Annotated in this window: 12 protein-coding genes; 7 read left to right on the forward strand and 5 right to left on the reverse strand. The window is 51.2% G+C overall.

Annotated elements, in window-relative coordinates; genetic code table 11:
* Positions 1-13 precede the first annotated feature (13 nt).
* The 3 genes from FT643_RS07620 to FT643_RS07630 all read right to left on the reverse strand — a co-directional run bounded on the left by FT643_RS07620 (position 14) and on the right by FT643_RS07630 (position 6674).
* On the reverse strand, positions 14-3205 hold the full coding sequence (locus FT643_RS07620) for a DUF1592 domain-containing protein (protein ID WP_156870795.1): 3192 nt from the start codon (positions 3203-3205) through the stop codon (positions 14-16).
* Positions 3206-3228: 23 nt separating this feature from the next.
* Positions 3229-4260: a cellulose binding domain-containing protein gene (locus tag FT643_RS07625; protein WP_156870796.1), complete on the reverse strand. Its 1032-nt coding sequence runs from the start codon at positions 4258-4260 to the stop codon at positions 3229-3231.
* 323 nt (positions 4261-4583) lie between these two features.
* The gene (locus FT643_RS07630; protein ID WP_156870797.1) at positions 4584-6674 is read right to left on the reverse strand and encodes an ABC transporter substrate binding protein; all 2091 of its coding nucleotides are present in this window, start codon (positions 6672-6674) and stop codon (positions 4584-4586) included.
* A 369-nt stretch (positions 6675-7043) separates the two neighbouring features.
* On the opposite strand from FT643_RS07630, the gene FT643_RS07635 reads away from it, so the two are divergent.
* Positions 7044-7757 (forward strand): ion channel protein Tsx, encoded by a 714-nt coding sequence (locus tag FT643_RS07635; RefSeq protein ID WP_156870798.1) that lies wholly within the window; start codon positions 7044-7046, stop codon positions 7755-7757.
* A 30-nt stretch (positions 7758-7787) separates the two neighbouring features.
* Entirely contained in the window at positions 7788-9158 is a 1371-nt protein-coding gene (locus FT643_RS07640; RefSeq protein ID WP_156870799.1) for a uracil-xanthine permease family protein, read from the forward strand.
* Positions 9159-9183: 25 nt separating this feature from the next.
* On the opposite strand, the gene ade is transcribed toward FT643_RS07640, so the two are convergent.
* On the reverse strand, positions 9184-10920 hold the full coding sequence (gene ade / locus FT643_RS07645) for an adenine deaminase (protein ID WP_156870800.1): 1737 nt from the start codon (positions 10918-10920) through the stop codon (positions 9184-9186).
* Positions 10921-11031: 111 nt separating this feature from the next.
* On the opposite strand from ade, the gene FT643_RS07650 reads away from it, so the two are divergent.
* From FT643_RS07650 to FT643_RS07670, 5 genes are all read left to right on the forward strand, one after another.
* Complete coding sequence (locus FT643_RS07650) at positions 11032-11682, forward strand: TetR/AcrR family transcriptional regulator (protein ID WP_156870801.1); 651 nt, start codon at positions 11032-11034, stop codon at positions 11680-11682.
* Positions 11683-11893: 211 nt separating this feature from the next.
* Positions 11894-14062, forward strand: a complete 2169-nt coding sequence (locus tag FT643_RS23875; RefSeq protein ID WP_198043397.1) for a VTT domain-containing protein — start codon at positions 11894-11896, stop codon at positions 14060-14062.
* Entirely contained in the window at positions 14040-14744 is a 705-nt protein-coding gene (locus FT643_RS07660) for an endonuclease/exonuclease/phosphatase family protein (protein WP_156870802.1), read from the forward strand. Before FT643_RS23875 ends, FT643_RS07660 begins: the two co-directional genes overlap by 23 nt.
* A gap of 273 nt (positions 14745-15017) precedes the next feature.
* Positions 15018-15251: a hypothetical protein gene (locus tag FT643_RS07665; protein ID WP_156870803.1), complete on the forward strand. Its 234-nt coding sequence runs from the start codon at positions 15018-15020 to the stop codon at positions 15249-15251.
* 269 nt (positions 15252-15520) lie between these two features.
* The gene (locus FT643_RS07670) at positions 15521-17110 is read left to right on the forward strand and encodes a hypothetical protein (protein WP_198043398.1); all 1590 of its coding nucleotides are present in this window, start codon (positions 15521-15523) and stop codon (positions 17108-17110) included.
* A gap of 10 nt (positions 17111-17120) precedes the next feature.
* Here FT643_RS07670 and FT643_RS07675 read toward each other — a convergent pair whose 3' ends face one another.
* Entirely contained in the window at positions 17121-17552 is a 432-nt protein-coding gene (locus FT643_RS07675) for a VOC family protein (RefSeq protein ID WP_156870804.1), read from the reverse strand.
* Between the last annotated feature and the right edge of the window lie 9 nt (positions 17553-17561).

Consider the following 17561-nt stretch of genomic DNA (forward strand, 5'->3'; position numbering starts at 1 on the left):
TTGAACCTCCCCCTTATTGGTTACGTCGTAGGGTGAATGTTTGCAGCTGAGTGACGCTGATCATCATCTCTTGCAAGTTGTATTCGCTCTGTTCAAACAGGGCGGTCAGATTGTTCAGGGTGTTACGATCGGAGTTACCGTCGCTGTAGCCCCGGGCAAACCGGTAGAACTGTCTGGCCATACAGGCTTTGGTGTTCTCGCTTTGTGCCAATGCCTGCTGCATTTCACGAGCCCCGTAGTAGGAGGTCTGATCACTACCGCCCAGGGACGCCATACCCAGAATGACTCCGCTGCTGTCCACCGCTTTACCATTGTCGGTGGTACGGAAGGCACCTGCGCCGTCGAATGCTTCAAATCCGAAGCCCACACCATTCAGGTATTTGTGGCAATCCTGGCATTCCGGGTTCGACGTTCTTGCCGCAAATTTCTCGCGGGTGGTGAGCGACGGGTCGGGGTCAGGAAAGCTGGTATCCAGATCTACCGGGGGATCAGGCAGGTCCTGGCACATGATTTTGCGACGTACAAACTTGCCGCGGGGAATCGGAGCGGTTTCGTTGGAGTGGCCGTGAGCTGCCATCACCGCGCCCAGAGTTAACAGGCCACCACGATTGCCGCTGGAATCCGCGACCATTTGCATCTGATTGCCGGTGACACCACCCATACCGTAGTAGGTGGCCAGTGTGCTGTTGGCAAAGACATAGTCTGCGGTAAACAACTCATCGAATTGTTGAGTTGAGTCAAACACGACATGGTTGAAGAAGGCTTTCATTTCTGCATCCATTGCATCCCGCACGTTGTCATTGAAGCGTGGGAATACGGCGGGATCTTTCGATCCTACATTGCCGCGATCGGCTTCCAGCCATTGCTCAACAAAGTGCCCCATGTGCTTGCGGGCGCGATTGTTCGTCAGCAAGCGTCGTGCAGCGGTTTTGATCTGCTCTGGTGAACTGAGTTGGTTATTCTGCGCCGTTTGCAGCAGTGCGTTGTCCGGCATGGTGCCCCAGAATATGTAGGACAGCATGCTGGCAATTTCATATTGCGTCAGGCGATAACTGTTTCCGTCTTGCGTTCCCATTTCTGAAATGTAGAGGAAATGAGGCGACATCAGCATAGAACGAATCACCAGTTTGAGCCCGTCTGCCGGTGCGGATTCCGATCCGAACAGCTCGGTGTAGGTGTTGACTTCATCATTACTCAGAGCACGTCGGAAGGCCTTACGTCCGAAATCCTGTACGAAGCTGCGACGACAGTTTTCCTGCTGCGCATCACACTGGATCAGCTGATCGGCTTTTTGATTTACCGCTTGTTGTGCCAAAGACTCCGCAGCATTCATATATTCAGAGATGTGTCGGCTGCTGACCACGTTGTTGGCGGCGTTGTTGTCATACCCGTTGATTTTGGCTTCAACAGGGAAGTTATAGACCGCGTTGACATTCAAGCCGAGCAAATCGTTGACCGTGTTGTTGTATTGATAACGCGATAACAGATTCAGTTGGCGAGGGCCGGGGATCTCATCGGCTAATGGCTCGTCGGGTTCCGCCGACCAGAAAGTGGATTGAATGTACTGTCCGATCAATGCGGCGCAATCAGCGTCACAGGCGGCAGCGTTACCCGCCGGCATGGCGACTTCAATGTAATCTACGAACGTGGCCAGATCGGTTTCCTTGTTCAGGGGGATACCGATGGGATTGCCGTTGGCGTTTGCACCGTGGCAACGGGCACACTGCTTATCATAAAGCGCTTTGCCAGTGACTTCCGGTTCCGGATCAGTCGGATCAGTCGGATCGGTCGGATCGGTTGGATCAGTCGGATCGGTTGGATCAGTCGGATCGGTCGGATCGGTCGGATCAGTCGGATCAGTCGGATCGGTCGGATCAGTCGGGTCGGTCGGATCAGGATCGCCGCCGTACTCGATGCTGGCAATAGGCGAGGCCGGAGATGGAACGCTTCCGTTCAGCGCAATTACTTTATATTGATTGTTTCCATCAAGCAGCACCAGGTTCGATAGTGTATTGATATCTTTTTCTACCGAGGTCAGGGTTTCCCACGCGCCCAGCGCATTCAGTTTACGCACCAGGAATCCGGTTTCGTTATCGCTGCTGTCCTGCCAGGTGAGTAAGCCCTGATTCAGTAAGTTGGTGCCTGTCAATGAGGCGGGCATTGCAGGTTGCGCGGGTGTGGTTACCACTTCAGCATTCCCGTCACGACTGAATGTCAGGCGAAAGTACACCGGAACCGTGTTGGATATATGGGTGAGATTGGCAATGGTACGCAGTGTTTCAATGCCGGCGTTCAAATCAAAGTCGGCGCTATTGACGATCACCGGTTCAAGGGTAGAGACGCTGACGTTGTTGGCATCGGTTTTAACGATCAACACTTCTGCGTTAATGGCCTTTTTTACACCGTGTAATGTGAGGGCTCCACCCAGGGATTTAATGGCGGTGGAACCGGTCGCCATAGCTTCAAAGCCACTGGTATCCAGCTTCACGTTGTAATACAGCATTGGCAACAGATTGGTCTCAAAAAGAAAGTTACGCATACGTTCGTTGCGGATATCAATGCCGGTTTGCAGGCCATTGAGGTCAATAGCGAGCGTAGCCGAGCCGTCTTTTGCGACGCTGCCTTGAAGTTTATTCAATGTCATGACTTCAACGGTGTGAGTGCTTTTTGCCGTTAAAAAGTTAAAAACCGATTTACTATTGTTAAGACCCCACGCGCCGTCAACCGGTGTTGGGTCAGGGCTTGGGTCGGGAGTTGGGTCGGGCGTTGGATCAGGAGTGGGGTCCGGAGTCGGATCGGTTGGCTGGTCCGGCTCTTCGCCGCAGGCCTGTCCGTTAAAATAGAATGTGGCGGGTGTGGTGCCTTCGTGATTGTTGACGATGAAACCGAAATCAGCGGTGCTGCCGTTGCTAAGACGGTTGTTGTAGGTAGTATTGGTCACCGTGACTTGCTGGCCTTGTTGCGTCAGGTTGCCACCCCAAAGTTGTTTTATCTCTTGTTGTTGATCGAACTCCCATTGGAGTTTCCAGGCTTCTACCCGGTCGCCGTGGTTGGTGATAACAACCCGTTGTTGAGCGGATTGGGTTGAACCACTGGGCCATTGGTTGACAGTGTCGTATTGCACGCTGCAGACACTTTGCGCCGAGAGCTGTCCCGCCAATGAGAAACTCAAGGCGAACAGTGAAATTCTCAGTCCGTTTTTCATGTTAACTTCCCCTCTCGTCTCGTTTATGGTGTGGGTTGCAGGTCGTAATAGAGCACGAAGTCAACCGGCACCGTGGTACTGATGGCGTTGAGTCCGGCAATTTGTCGTAAAGCTTCGATACCTGCTTCCAATGAATAGTCAGATGCTTTTACCAGCACCGGGCTGACGTTCTGGACCATATAGCGGGTGTCTGTAAGCCGCTGTACGAACAGTTGGGTGGTTAGAGGTGTTTCTAAGCCGTGTAGTTGGAGAGCTGCATTGACATTCAGTGTGCTGCGTTGGCCCGGATTGAGTTGCGCCATGGCGTCAGGGTCGACATCCATGGAGACCACCGCCGTGCCGTGCATCGCGGTTTCAAACAACATGTCACGCATGCGTTGATCGCGGGTGTTATTGCCGGTACTGACGCTATTCAGGTCAATTTCCAGTACTGCGCTGCCGTTTTTGGCCACGTTACCACTCAGGCGCTCAAAAGAATGGGATTCCACTTTGTCCTGGTTTTTATAGCTGACGAAATGAAAGTAGGAACTGTCTGAATCCAGAGTCCAGCTGCCATTTTCCATATCCGGGGGCGTTACGGGAGGGACTTCCGGGGTTTCATCGGGATTCTCTTCGGGTGGTTCTTGCGGCGGAGTCACCGGGGGTGTTGAGCCATCAACGGTGTCACAGGTGGTACCATTCAACATGAGAGTAGGTAATTCACCTTGGCTGGGGTTCTTTATATTAAAACCCACATTGATGTTTTTCCCGGCGCTTAGGGTGCTGTTCCAACTGACGTTATTGACCACCACGCTATTTCCGGATTGCTGATGAGCACCACCCCATAAATCGAGAATGGTCTCACTGCCGGGGAAGGTCCAGGTGAGCTGCCACCCTTCCACATCGGGTCCGTTATAGGTGAAGTTTATTTTGTGGGTTGCTCCGGTCCCCCAATCATTGACGACGTTGTAGGATAGTTCACAAAGTTCATCTGCCATCGCACCGGGATTAATGGTCAGAGAACCGAACGCTAGGACGCTCGTTGTTGCTATCCGTAAAAGACTTCCTTTCTTCACGATAAGTCCCTTCAGGTAAGTTTAGTAAAAAATGTATAGCAGGGGCATGAGTTCGCACACCTGCCAGCTAAGATGTATGGCGCGGTAAAAATTTATCATCTGGTTAAAACAGTTCGGATGCGTATTCTAAAGCGATCTAAAACACGGTTGGTATGGTGCTGGTTCACATACTGAATATTTGTTTACTGAATAAAATGCATTGAAAAGTACGCGCCGAAAAGTTCAGGCTAGGGTTTGTACGAAGAAAGGATTTGTTGCCACAAAACGCGGTAATTCGGACATTTTTTGAAAGCGGGTATTAGCTCCGATGAGGTTGTCCTAATTCAGGCCCGGTGCAAATGCGTCGGCTCCGGAGCAATGACCGTATTGCGTACCTCCTTGGCTTGGTAGAGCGCGTTGTCTGCCGTTTTGATCAGGCTTGCCATGGACTGTTTCACCAGAAAGCCGGCGACACCGAACGATGCGGTTACCTTACCCGCATGGCTGAAGGCGTGCAGTTCTATCCTGCGGCGAAGCAGTTCGGCGAGTTTTGCCGCATCAACGGGGTCGGTCGAGGGACACAGGATTAGAAACTCCTCGCCTCCCCAGCGTGCCACCGTATCGACCTGCCGACAGGAGGACTTCAATAGATCGGCTAGCTCTTTCAATACCAGGTCACCGATGTCGTGGCCGAAACGATCATTTAGAATTTTAAAGTGATCGATATCCAGAAGGATGACAGAAAACCGCGTGTTGTATCGATTGCTACGGGTAATCTCTTGCTCCATTCTTTCACACACAAAACGACGATTATAAAGTTTGGTCAAATAGTCTGTGGTGGCCTGAGTTTCCAGCTTGGTATTGAGCTGTTTTAGCTCGTCTTCCATAATCTTGCGCGAGTTGATATCCATCATAATATAGAGAACCCCTTTTTCCAGATCTTCTGGATCCAGGGCTTTTCCGCTGACAATGCACCAAAAAGTTTTTCCGTTTCTGTGATTGAGTGAAAACTCGGTCTGGTAGGTATCCCCTTGTTTCAGCGCCTGTCTGGATCGGGACTGAAACTCGGTGAGCGCGGCCGCATTCAGTTGCAAAAAGGCCGCATCATTACCGAGAACCTCTTCCGCGCTATAACCAAATAGGGATTCCGCTTGCTGATTAATCCATTCCACCTTGTTGTTCTTGATCAATACCATGCCGACCAAGCTATTATCGAGAATGCTGTTTCGTAGTCGCAGCAGGTTTTCGGATTCCAGGCGAGCTATTTCCAGGGCCTGGGTGCGGGAAATCACCTCTCTTTCCAGTTCCTGGTTTGCAGTAAGCATCCGCTTTTCTATACTTTTCCTGATTTGTGTGCGGAACATCAAGGTCAGCGTCACCGCGATCAGGAGAGCGCAACAAAGTGCCGCTATTATCAAATAGAGCAGGGTGCGGTCCGGTGGCCGGGGTTGATTGATAAATTGACTGGAGCGAGGCATTTCGGCGAGTGTAAACCCGAATCGCTGCACTTCATTGAAATCGAACAAGTATCTGTTGGTTGAGTCGCCTTGAACCGGCGTCTTACTGACGGGAATGCCCTGCAAAATCCGATTGGCCATGGCGGCCGCCGCTTTCCCTTGCTCAAAATGAGAAACCAGTTTACCGCCGAAGATTCCCTGTCCAAGGCTATGTCGCCACATATGAAAAATAGGAACGCTGCTATTGCGGTAAATCTGTTTTAACGTTGTGAGGAATTCTTGTGATTCGCCCAATCGGTCCACATAACAAGACAGGAGCAGAATACTGGATGGTGCATGTAGATGGCTGGTTTTTTCCAGCATTTCATTAAAACTGTTATTGGTGAGTGATAGCACTTCGTAGTGATCAAAACCCAGTTGTCCGGTTTCTTTGTAAAAACGACGCAGATCCACCTGTCCCGTGGGTGACTCATCTGTGATGACCACCAGCGGCGCATCCGATCCGAATAAATCCTGAATCAGGATCAGTGTGTCGGAAATTGAGGCCTTTTCAACCACCCCGGTTACCTGGGGATCCTCATCAAAGCTAAGCCCATAATCAATATCATTCACGCCAAAAAAGACGATAGGAATATCGGAGAACAAACCGTAGCGACGCTGGGTGACGAATTGGGTGGCGGCGTCGTCTCCGCTAATAATCAGGTCATAGGGTGGCAGGTTTTTTAGTTTGTATTCCAGGTTGTGTTGAATGGATGCGTCAAAGTGGCCGAAACGTTTGACATCCATAAATTCAATGTCGAGCTGTACGTCGTCCGGATGAAGCACTGAACTGAGGCCGGACAGCTGTTCATAAAACGTAGGATAGCTGGGGGTATAGGAGGATAAAAACAGGACGTGTTTTTTGGCCTGTTGTTGCGCGTTGGCTCCGGCTACGTTCAGTAATGCCAGTATGCAAATATAGACTCGCACTCGCTTCATGCCGTCAGCGCCATCCGCAGGAGGATTAAGGGAGTGCTGTACAGTTTAGCAGTTCGAACCCGATCTGTACCTGCACCGTTAACGGCCACTCAATCCCTTTTTAGCCCTGTTTGGTCCCACTTTTTAAATCGCAGAACGTCTGCACCCGGGTTTCTCCCGAGTGTGATAATCCGGACTATGATGAATGTAGGGGGCAGTAACTCCCTGAATATCATGAAAATAGGTATCGACTCTCAGCCAGCAGTTAAAAAACCTGTCCATGTGGCCAACTTTTTGCAAATTTGTGGCAACCTGACCAAATGGACAGCTTTATACTGAAAGTAGCCCGTTTTTTTACCCACGAAATTTTTGAATCAAGGGGATTTGTAGATGAGTTTTAAATACGCCATTTCTGCGCTGGGTGCGGCTTTATTGATATCCGGCCCTGCCCAGGCGGAGTTGTTCTGGAGTGATTTCAGCCTGAGTTATTTGCAGGGGTCGGAATACGAAGTGGGAGATCCGGATCGGCAGGTACTGACGGTTGAACACGCGAGCGGGTCTAATTGGGGTGATAATTTTTTCTTTCTGGATCATACCACCAGTGACGACGATAGCTTTGATAACTATTTCGAACTCGCGCCCCGTTTAAGCTTGTCCTATGTCAGTGGCAGCAAGTTGGGGGTCAGTATATTCAAAGACTTTTTCGTAGCCTCGCAGTGGGAAGGCGGCCAGTTCAATAACTATATGTACGGTGTGGGTACCAGTCTGGATTTGCCGGGATTCAAATACTTCCACGTGAATATATATCAGGTAAAAAATGATTTGTGGGATGACGACGAGCAGCTTTCGATTTCATGGGGGGCTCCATTTACCATCGCCGGTGTGGCGTTTTTATATGATGGCTTCCTGGATTATTCAAGCTCGTCTGACACGAATGCAACTGAAATGAATTTCACATCTCAGCTCAAATGGAACGCCGGTCAGCTCATCGGCAGTAAGGCGCCGTTTTATATCGGCATGGAATACGCATACTGGACGAATAAATACGGCATCGATGGCGTAGACGAAAAAAATCCCTGCCTGTTAGTGAAATGGCATTTTTAAAAGAGTCCATCCGGAGCGAGGTGAATACTCATGAATTCCAGCGATTCAGCACCGTCTGATATGATTTACCCTCTAGATTCGAAGCCTCCCTTTATGGAGGCTACGTTTGCTGCGATCCAGCATGTACTGGCCAGTTTCGTGGGCATTATCACCCCCACACTGATCATTGGCGGAGTGCTCGGTTTGGGGGAGCATATTCCCTATTTAATTAGTATGTCACTGATGGTGTCCGGAGTGGGCACCTTCATCCAGGCGAGAAGACCCGCTGGTATCGGGGCAGGCATGATTTGTGTTCAGGGCACCAGCTTTGCTTTTCTGGGCACTATTCTGGCTGCGGGCTTCATCGCCAAAGGTCAGGGCGGTGGGCCGGATGAAATGCTGTCTTTAATTTTTGGCGTGTGCTTTTTAGGTGCATTTATTGAAATGTTTCTGAGCCAGCTTATGCATAAACTGAGTAAGGTGATTACGCCGTTGGTGACCGGAATTGTAATCACCATCATTGGAATCAGCTTAATCAAAGTGGGGATGACGGATCTGGCTGGCGGTTTTAACGCGACAGACTTCGGTTCGTGGCAGAATTTGTCTTTGGGTTTGTTTGTGCTGGTATTGATAATTGCATTGAATCAGTCCCGCAATCAGTGGATACGATTGACTTCGATCGTCAGTGGTTTGGTCGCCGGATTTATTATTTCAGGTTTTTTGGGCAAGCTGGATTTTTCCCATCTGAGTTCGCTGCCGTTGATTAGCGTACCGGTTCCGTTTAAATACGGATTTAGTTTTGATTGGGCAGCGTTTGTACCCATTGCTTTAATTTATGTCATTACCACCATCGAAAGTACGGGTGATATTACCGCGAACTGCCTTATTTCAAAGCAGCCTATTGAAGGTGATTCTTATCTGAAGCGGGTCAAAGGGGGCGTGTTGGCGGATGGTTTGAATTCGGCGATTGCTGCGATTTTCAATACCTTTCCCAATACAACGTTTAGCCAGAATAACGGTGTTATTCAATTGACCGGCATTGCCAGTCGGCATGTCGGCTTGTTTATTGCGGTGGTGTTGATGGTGTTGGGGTTGTTTCCGGTGATTGGCGGAATTTTACAGCAAATACCGAAACCCGTGCTGGGTGGTGCAACGCTGGTGATGTTCGGTACAGTGGCGGCGGCCGGTGTTAAAATTCTGGCCAATGAAGATTTGGATCGCCGCAAAATGCTGATCATGGCGGTGTCATTCGGTGTTGGCCTGGGCGTATCCATGGTGCCTAACGTGTTGGATGTGACACCGAAAGTGATTCAGAATATTTTCGGCTCGCCGGTAACGACGGGTGGGTTAATGGCGATTGTGCTGAATTTGCTGATGCCGGAAGAGCACCGGGCGACAGAGCCGGTGCTGTCTAAGGCCTGATGGAAAAACGATGCAAAAAGCGAGTTTAAAAGCCGTCAAGCAAACAAAACTGATCCACATCCACCAAGCCCTGATCGGTTATTTTCAGGTGGGGGATCACCGGTAGTGCCAGAAACGCCAATTGCAGAAACGGCTCCGGAAGCGGACAACCCATACGGCGAACCGCTGCGCGCAAGTTGAGCAGGTGCTGGTGAACTTGTTCATAAGGAGCAAGGCTCATCAGGCCTGCTAACGGCAATGGCAGTTCAGCAATCAACCGGCCTTGGTGGAATATAGCAAAGCCACCGCCGATACGGATCAGGTGGTTGACGGCGGCGGTCATATCGTCGTCGGCGCTGCCCAGCACGCACAGGTTGTGACTGTCATGTCCTACCGAAGAAGCCAGCGCCCCGTGCTGCAGGCCAAAGCCTTTGACAAAACCGCGACCGATGGAGCCGTTGTAGCCATGGCGCTCCAACACGCAAATTTTCAGGATGTCGTTGTGGGTGTCCGCGACATGTTGGCCGTTGTGATTCGGCAAGGTTACGTTAAGGCGATCGGTGATGATACTGCCGGGACTGACCCCGATTACCGGAAACGGGGCGTCTATGGCGGGGATTTTCAGGTCTTGGCTATGGATGGGCTGACGCTTGACACTGTTCAAGCCCACCGCGGCGATGGGTTGACGTTGGCGGAACAAGTCCGTGGTTACTACGCGACCGGCGCTGATAACAGCGTGCACCCGGCACTGTTTGTAGTCTGATAGCAACACCAGATCTGCGCGTTTACCCGGCGCGACCAGCCCCCGATCCCTTAACCCGAACGCACGGGCGGCAGACCAGGTCGCTGCTCGATAGGCGTCTGCCGGAGCAATTCCCAGCTCAATGGCGGTGCGAATAAGGTGATCGAGATGGCCTTCTTCGGCGATGTCCAGCGGGTTTCGGTCGTCAGTGCAAAAGCCCATGGCATTCGACGTATTGGTGTTCAGTAACGGCGCCAGTGCATGGAGATCCTTGGACACAGTGCCTTCGCGAATCAGCACATGCATGCCTTTGCGTAATTTTTCCAGCGCTTCGTCTTGTGAGGTGGTTTCATGGCAAGTGCAGATCCCGCAGGCGAGATAGGCATTCAGTTCACGACCCCTTACCAGTGGCGCATGTCCGTCAATGTGCTGGTCTTTGAATGCCGCGAGTTTATCCATCACCAACGGGTCTTTGGCCAATAATCCGGGGTAGTTCATAAATTCGGCCAGCCCGATAACGCTGGGATGATCGCGCAGCGCCACCAGGTCGTCTGCATCGAGGCGTGCGCCGGCGGTTTCCAGGTGGGTTGCGGGCACACAGGACGATAATTGAACCCGCAGGTCCATGCAGGTCTGTTCTGCGCAGTCCATAAAATACCGGATGCCTTCGCGGCCCAGAACATTCGCGATTTCATGAGGATCGCAAATGGCCGTAGTGGTACCCCGGGGTAACACGCAGCGATCAAATTCAAGGGGGGTGACCAAGCTGGATTCACAATGGACGTGGGTATCAATAAAGCCAGGCACGACCACCAAGCCGGAGCCGTCGATCTCTTCGTTACCGCTATAGGATTCGCATGTGCCCACGATACGGTCACCGCAGATTGCGATGTCGCCAGGTATTCGTTCGCCGCTGATGACATCCAGAAATTCAGTATTGCGAATCACCAGGTCTGCTGCGATACGGCCTAGCGCCTGATCAACGCAGCGGCCCAGAAAGTCGCGGTTCTGTTTACGTGGATCATTGTCAGATGCAGTCATAATCTCTTTCCTTGCGCGATGGTGCGGACAGTGCTTACTTGAGTATAATGCGACCACAGCCATCCGGAGGCAATTAGAAATAGAAATGGAATCAGATACAAGGCATTACCTATGAAGTGGGATATTGCATCACACCGTGACGACAAGCCTGCTGGTCGTATCCGACAAAAGAATGAAGATATCATTATCGCTGCGGCAGAAGCTGAATTCGCGCACAACGGCTTTAAAGGCGCGACTATGAACAATATTGCACAACGGGCTGATTTGCCCAAGTCCAACATTCATTACTACTTTAAGAATAAACTCCAGCTCTATATTGAAGTGCTCACCAACATTATTGATTTGTGGGACAACGCACTGAATGATTTGGATGGAGATGCTGAGCCGGGTGACGCACTGCGTGCTTATATTACAGAGAAAATGCGCTTCTCATACGAGTATCCCTTGGCCTCTAAAGTGTTTGCTAAAGAAATACTTTCGGGCGCTCCGCGCTTGGCGGAATACTTTAACGATGATTATCAGGACTGGTTTAATAGTAAAACTCATGTGTTTCGACGCTGGGCGGAGCAGGGCAAGATAGATCCGGTAGAACCGGCTCATATTGTATTTTTGCTCTGGAGTTCAACCCAGCATTATTCCGATTTCGAGGTGCAAATCTCTGCCGCATTAGGCAAAAAAAAGCTCAACAAAAAAGATTTTGAAGAGGCAACCGATGTGCTTTGTAAAATTGTGATTCGGGGGTTGGGGGTGAAAGAAGACTGAGTTGATGGCGTGGCCCAGTTCGCGGATGACCGGCTTTTTCAAAACGAACCAGTATTGTAAAACTTACATTGATTTGCAGTGTAAACCGGCAGTGCCATGCTTTATGGCGTTGTTTCGCGGCTGTTTCCGGCTGGCATGATACCTGCTTCTGTTGACGGACAGGAGGTCAGGGTTGACCTGAAAATCAATAGACTGAGCTGGGGTTACCGCAGTGAATCCATCCGCATTGTTTGACGTGAATAACAATTGTTGGCGCAGGGCATTTGCAAGTTACGCTGCACCATTGATCGATTGTGCTAACTATTACCGTGCGTTGCATGACTCCATTTGCCGGGCGAAGCACAGTATATTTATTGTCGGCTGGGATATTGATAGTCGTATCCGCTTGTTGCGCGGTGAACAAGAAAACGGGAGTGAAGCGCCCTCTTGTATCTCGGAATTGATAGCCTGGAAGGCACGCCAAAATCCTGATATTCAGATTTACCTTTTGCGTTGGGATTCCTCGTTGGCGTTTTTTAGCATGCGTGAGCTGTGGGCCAAAGAAGTTTGGGATGACCTGACACCGGATAATGTGCACACCTGCCTGGACGATACAATCCCAATGGGGGGCTGTCAGCATCAGAAGGTGGTTTTAATTGATGACGAGGTTGCGTTCAGCGGTGGCATGGATGTGACGACGGCACGTTGGGATACGCGGGATCATAAAGTCGAGGAACCGGAGCGTAAAGATGAAGAAGGTGTTTACGGTCCGCTGCATGATGTGCAGGTCGTGGTAAGCGGAGAGATCGTTCAGCATTTTGCGGAATTGTGCCGTTGGCGCTGGAATCGTGCGGCTGATTTCGACGCTATTCCGCCGCGAAAAATCACTTCTGAAGCGGGTGTGCCGGCATCGTGGCCATCGCAGTATAAGCCTGTATTTGAGGCAATACCCTGTGCCATCGCGAGAACGATTCCGTATATGGACGATGCAGAACCGGCGCAGGAAGTGCGCAATATGCTGTTGAATTTAATTGCGTCAGCATCGGATTTTATCTATATCGAAAATCAATTCGCCAGTCGCAAGGAAATTGCCGACGCATTAAATCGACGAATGAAAGCCTGCCCCAGTTTAAAGGTGTTGTTGGTCAGTTCCTATAAACCGAAAGGGACGATGGAATGCGAAACGTACTGGGCTGGACGAATTGACTTCAAACGTATTTTGCAGCAAGGAGTGGACCCCGGCCGGGTCGAAATTGCCAGCTCGTTAGCGGTAGCCGAAACCGGCACCGTCGGCCACAAACGGATTCATTCCAAAGTGATGACCATTGATGATCGTTACCTGGTCATCGGTTCCTCTAATCTGAGCAATCGTTCCATGACGTTCGATACCGAATGCGATTTGATTTTTGCAGGCGACAGCGACAGTAACCGCGAGCGAATAACCCGGGTGCGCAACGATTTGATCGCAGAGCATACCGGGCGTAGCGTGTCTCAGGTGGCGGAGGCGTTGCGAAAGGAAAACCCGTTAGCGCGATTGATGACGCCGATTTCGGAATCCCGTTATCATCTGAAAACGGTCGAAGACGATGCCTTTACCGATCAATCCTGGCAGCAGATTCTGGAACCGTTTTCCGATCCGGAAGAACCGTTGTGTCCGCCGTTGCCAACGGTAAACGGCAAAAAAATAAGCGTACCCAATCCACGCAGAAAGACTCTGATAATGAGTCTGGTGGCCGGCACGGTAATTTTACTGTTGTCGTTGGGCGCGTTGGCGAATCATTTTATACCTTGGTTAACTGCTGATAATCTTAAGGCCTTTCTGGAAAGTACCCAGGGAACCACCTGGGCGGTCCCGGCGGTGGTCGCGCTTTATATCGTCGGCGGCGTATTCTTTTTTCCGGTTACGCTATTGTCATTGGCAGTGGCCGCCGTGTTTGGGCCAGTGTGGGGGCCGGTCTATGGCATGCTGGGCGCGCTGGCGAGTGCCACTTTGTTGTTTTTTGTCGGTCAGAAATTGGGTGATCAGGGGTTGCGTAAGTTGGGTGGCCACAAAGTGCAATTGCTGGATGAAAAGTTCAGCAACAGCGGTGTGATCGGCGTTGCCGCATTGCGGCTAATTCCGGTAGCTCCCTACAGTCTGGTCAATCTGATCGGCGGCATTTCCTCGATCCGGCTGTCGGTGTTCTTATGCGGGACCTTTATTGGGATGGCTCCTCCTATGATCGCCAAAGGGTTGGTGGGCGATTCGTTGGCAAAAATATTTCTGCACCCTTCCTTGGAAACGATCCTGTATCTGATCGCCGGTATCGTGTTTTGGGTTGCCATCGCGGTGGCTTCGCAATACCTGGTGAAATTCATACAGCAACGAAAGGAGCAGAATGCTCAGACTTGTAACCTATAACATACATAGCGGAATCGGCGTGGATGGTATTCAGAGCTACCGCCGTATCGGAGAGTTCCTGAAGCAGCAGCAAGTGGATATCGCGCTCATTCAGGAAATGGACACCCGGCCTTCCCAACGGGACACGGACAAAGATATTGAGGATTTGTGTGCCGGTCACTTTTCGACCCTGGTTCCTTCGCCGGCAATCGAGCTGGAGCAGGGGTGGTATGGCAATGTGATTCTTGCGCGCTTTCCGGTCTTGTTCAGCCATACCTTGGATGTTAGTCAGGCTGGGTTTCAGCCACGCAATGTGCAGGAGGCGGTGTTGCAAACAGAGCGAGGGGCGCTGCACGTAGTGAATACGCATAAGGGGCTGAACCGGCTGGAGCGACGCAGGCAGTTAGCATTGCTGGATCAGCATTTGCGCCAGACCGAGATAAGCGGACAACTGCCCTTGTTGGTGGGGGGGGATTTTAATGAGTGGCAATTCTTCAGCTCTGCGTTCCGGCATATTAATCAGGTATTGCATCCGCATCCGGTGGCGGCCAGCTTTCCGACCCGGTGGCCTCTGTTTCGCTTGGACAGAATATGGTCCCGCCCGGCCAATATTGTACGAAATGCGACGGTGTTAAAAACACCCGAGACCCGAATCTACTCCGATCATTACCCGGTTTTGGCAGAAATCGAGTTGTTACGCTAAGGCTGGCCCGGGGCTAAATGGGGTCGATTTTCGCACCTTAGGGTGGGCGTTATCAGGGCTCTGGGGGGACGGGAGCCGGCTTTAGCCCCTCATACCGGTTGCTAATGCATTGTTCCTGATAGATAAATCAGGATTGGCTTTCGGTTTCGGATAATCCGTGTAGGCGGTCGAATGTGTTACCAAAATTCCGATTTTAACTTTTTAGTGTTACTTATTTGCACATTCCGGATCTGTGTTTATAATAGTAACACTAACGAATTTGGAGTACGTTTCATGAGCCGTTTTCTTGCTATTGCCCTTTTGCTGGGTGTGACATCCGCACACGCCGAGCTGCCTGTTGATCTTGCCGCCAACCTGCAGGAGCGGGTAAACGCCTCGCTGGAAGCGAAAGTGGAACAGGTTATTGAGGAAAAAGCAGCGCAGATGGCTGTCAAACTGTCTGAACACGCAGCCCTGAAGGAGCCCGAATTGGTGCTGGTTAAAATGCCTTCCCTAGCATCACGGTAACAACATAGCCCTTTTCAGCTAAGCAAGTTCCTCTTCCTCCCGTCTATCCCCCGATACCCGGGCTTCAACCCGGCCAGAAAAGTAGTTGATCTGGCGATAATGGATGCCCCAAAAAGGGTGTTCATTCTTTTCCCCCGTTACAATACCTGAATCCGAAATGGATGTTTATTGTACACAAGGCCATGCTAAGACCATGGAGCTTGAGACATCCCTAATGTCGTGCCTCGAAAAGAATGACGGCCTGTTAGATCAATCAAAGGACTACGATCATGTCATCCAAACGCCATCACGGTGGAATTCAACCCGGTATCAGCTGGGGACCTTTTACCCTGCGGGTTCCCTTTGTCCACACCCGTTTTTCAGCGGCGGATTACTTGCAAGGCATCGCAGTCGCTGGTGCTACCGGTTTGGCGCTGGTGCCTATTTTTACTTCGCTAATGGGGTTGTCGTTTGAAGAAGCGGTCACCATGGCCATGTTTCATAGCCTATTTATTTCGATGTCCTGGTTTGTATTCGGTGATCCCTATGCACCGGGTTGGCTGACTCCTGCAGTGCCTTTCGTTATCGGCTTTTTGACCCTTCCCGGTTTCAGGCTGGAGGGCGGGGGCTTTGATCATACCGCTCAGTTCCAGGCGATGACCGCCATGTCCATCGATTTCGCTTTGATACTCATCGTCCTGGGGGCCACGGGGCTGGGTGCCAAACTGGTAAAATTTGTTCCCGATGTGTTCAAGGGCGGGATAATTCTTGGCGCAGCATTAGCCGCTTTTTTGCGCGTCACCAAGGAAGGGGATTCCTCAAATGTGTTCGAGCAAGCGCCAATTGCCGGAACCTTGGGTGTGGCGGTTTGTATGTTGCTGGCTTTTTCCAAACCGATCCAGGAGCGAATGGGTCAGCACAAATGGTTAGCGACTTTGGTGGGGTTGGGGTTGCTGCCCGGTTTCATTCTGGCGGGATCGGTGGGCTTTTTCACCGGTGAGTTCACGTATAATATTCGCTGGGAATTCCTGAATCTGGCCGACAGCTCCGTGGCTCTTTGGCAAAAGACGTCGCCGTTTGTGATCGGTTGGCCTTCCATGGACATTTTCTTGAGCGCGTTCCCCTTGGCTCTGATCACCTACATTCTCTTCTTCGGTGATTTGGTTACCGGCGATGAGATGATTGAACACACGCAACTGGCGCGACCGGATGAAAAGCTCGATCTGAGCAGCAGCCGGACCCATCTTTCAACCGGCATCCGTAATGTCTTGATGGCGGTTACGGCTCCCTTCTTTTCCACGCAAGGGGTCATGTGGACGGGAATCCAGGTCATATTGTTAAAACGCTGGGCTTTGGGGCGCGACAAAGTCGATTCATTTTTTGATTCCCTCAGTAGCTTTTATGCGATGTTTTTCCTGACGCCCGTTCTGTTTATTATGTTGCCCGCAGTTACCCTGTTACAGCCGCTATTGCCCCTGGCGCTCGCGGTCACCCTGATCCTGACCGGGTTTGCGTGCGCGACATTGGCGCTTTCATTGGTTAAGGATGCAACGGAGCGGGGGACTATGGTGATCTTCGCGATGGCCCTGAGCGTTTTTCCTGAGCCCTGGATGGGCATGCTGGTGGGTATTATTTCAATTATTGTCTTGTGCGGACCCAAGGTGTTCATACCGAATCACAAGATTGAAGAGTTTGGTCCGATTGACAAACACGAACCCTCGCCCGGAGCGTCAGCTGAGCCAGCAGGCGCAGTCTCTGATGCTTCCTCTCGCGGAAACACAGACCCCTGTGACGCAGCCATTGCCGATTACCGCAGAAGAGTGGCCCTGGAAAATCAGCGACGAAGCCGGTCACGTAGTACGGCATCGGAAGACGTGTGACTCCGGGCCGCTATGCGTGCTTGGGCAGTGCCTGAAACTCTTCAGCGCCTGGCCCCAGGGGTTGTCCGTAACTGAATTCAATATAGTTGCCGGAGGGATCTTTGACTCCGCAAAAGTAACCCACGGGAAAGGGGTCTTCCCGTGGTGGCCAGATAAGTAAACCGTCGGACTCGGCCTGTTGTGCTATCCGGTCCACATCGGCTTTGGATTGAACAGCAAAGCCCAGATGAGAGTAATCCTGTTCCGGGTGCTGTTGTTTTTTACCGCCCGCCATCAGAACAAAAATAAACTCCTTTTCCCGGCCGGGTTCCGCTAACCAGACAATTTCGCCTTCATTGCGTTGGTGAATAATATGCATGTTGCAATAGCGCCGGTAAAAATCGACGCTGGCACCTATCTGCGTTACGTGCAACGCAATGTGTGTCAACGTGCTGGAAAACATAACGCTCCT

Source organism: Ketobacter sp. MCCC 1A13808, assembly GCF_009746715.1.
Classification (GTDB): domain Bacteria; phylum Pseudomonadota; class Gammaproteobacteria; order Pseudomonadales; family Ketobacteraceae; genus Ketobacter.

Excerpts from the sequence above, each read along its gene's own strand:
- FT643_RS07660 (WP_156870802.1), top strand. The coding sequence starts at position 14,040 with ATGCTCAGACTTGTAACCTATAACATACATAGCGGAATCGGCGTGGAT.
- FT643_RS07670 (WP_198043398.1), top strand. The coding sequence starts at position 15,521 with ATGTCATCCAAACGCCATCACGGTGGAATTCAACCCGGTATCAGCTGG.
- FT643_RS07630 (WP_156870797.1), bottom strand. The coding sequence starts at position 6,674 with ATGAAGCGAGTGCGAGTCTATATTTGCATACTGGCATTACTGAACGTA.
- FT643_RS07635 (WP_156870798.1), top strand. The coding sequence starts at position 7,044 with ATGAGTTTTAAATACGCCATTTCTGCGCTGGGTGCGGCTTTATTGATA.
- FT643_RS07675 (WP_156870804.1), bottom strand. The coding sequence starts at position 17,552 with ATGTTTTCCAGCACGTTGACACACATTGCGTTGCACGTAACGCAGATA.
- ade (WP_156870800.1), bottom strand. The coding sequence starts at position 10,920 with ATGACTGCATCTGACAATGATCCACGTAAACAGAACCGCGACTTTCTG.
- FT643_RS07640 (WP_156870799.1), top strand. The coding sequence starts at position 7,788 with ATGAATTCCAGCGATTCAGCACCGTCTGATATGATTTACCCTCTAGAT.
- FT643_RS07650 (WP_156870801.1), top strand. The coding sequence starts at position 11,032 with ATGAAGTGGGATATTGCATCACACCGTGACGACAAGCCTGCTGGTCGT.
- FT643_RS07665 (WP_156870803.1), top strand. The coding sequence starts at position 15,018 with ATGAGCCGTTTTCTTGCTATTGCCCTTTTGCTGGGTGTGACATCCGCA.
- FT643_RS07620 (WP_156870795.1), bottom strand. The coding sequence starts at position 3,205 with ATGAAAAACGGACTGAGAATTTCACTGTTCGCCTTGAGTTTCTCATTG.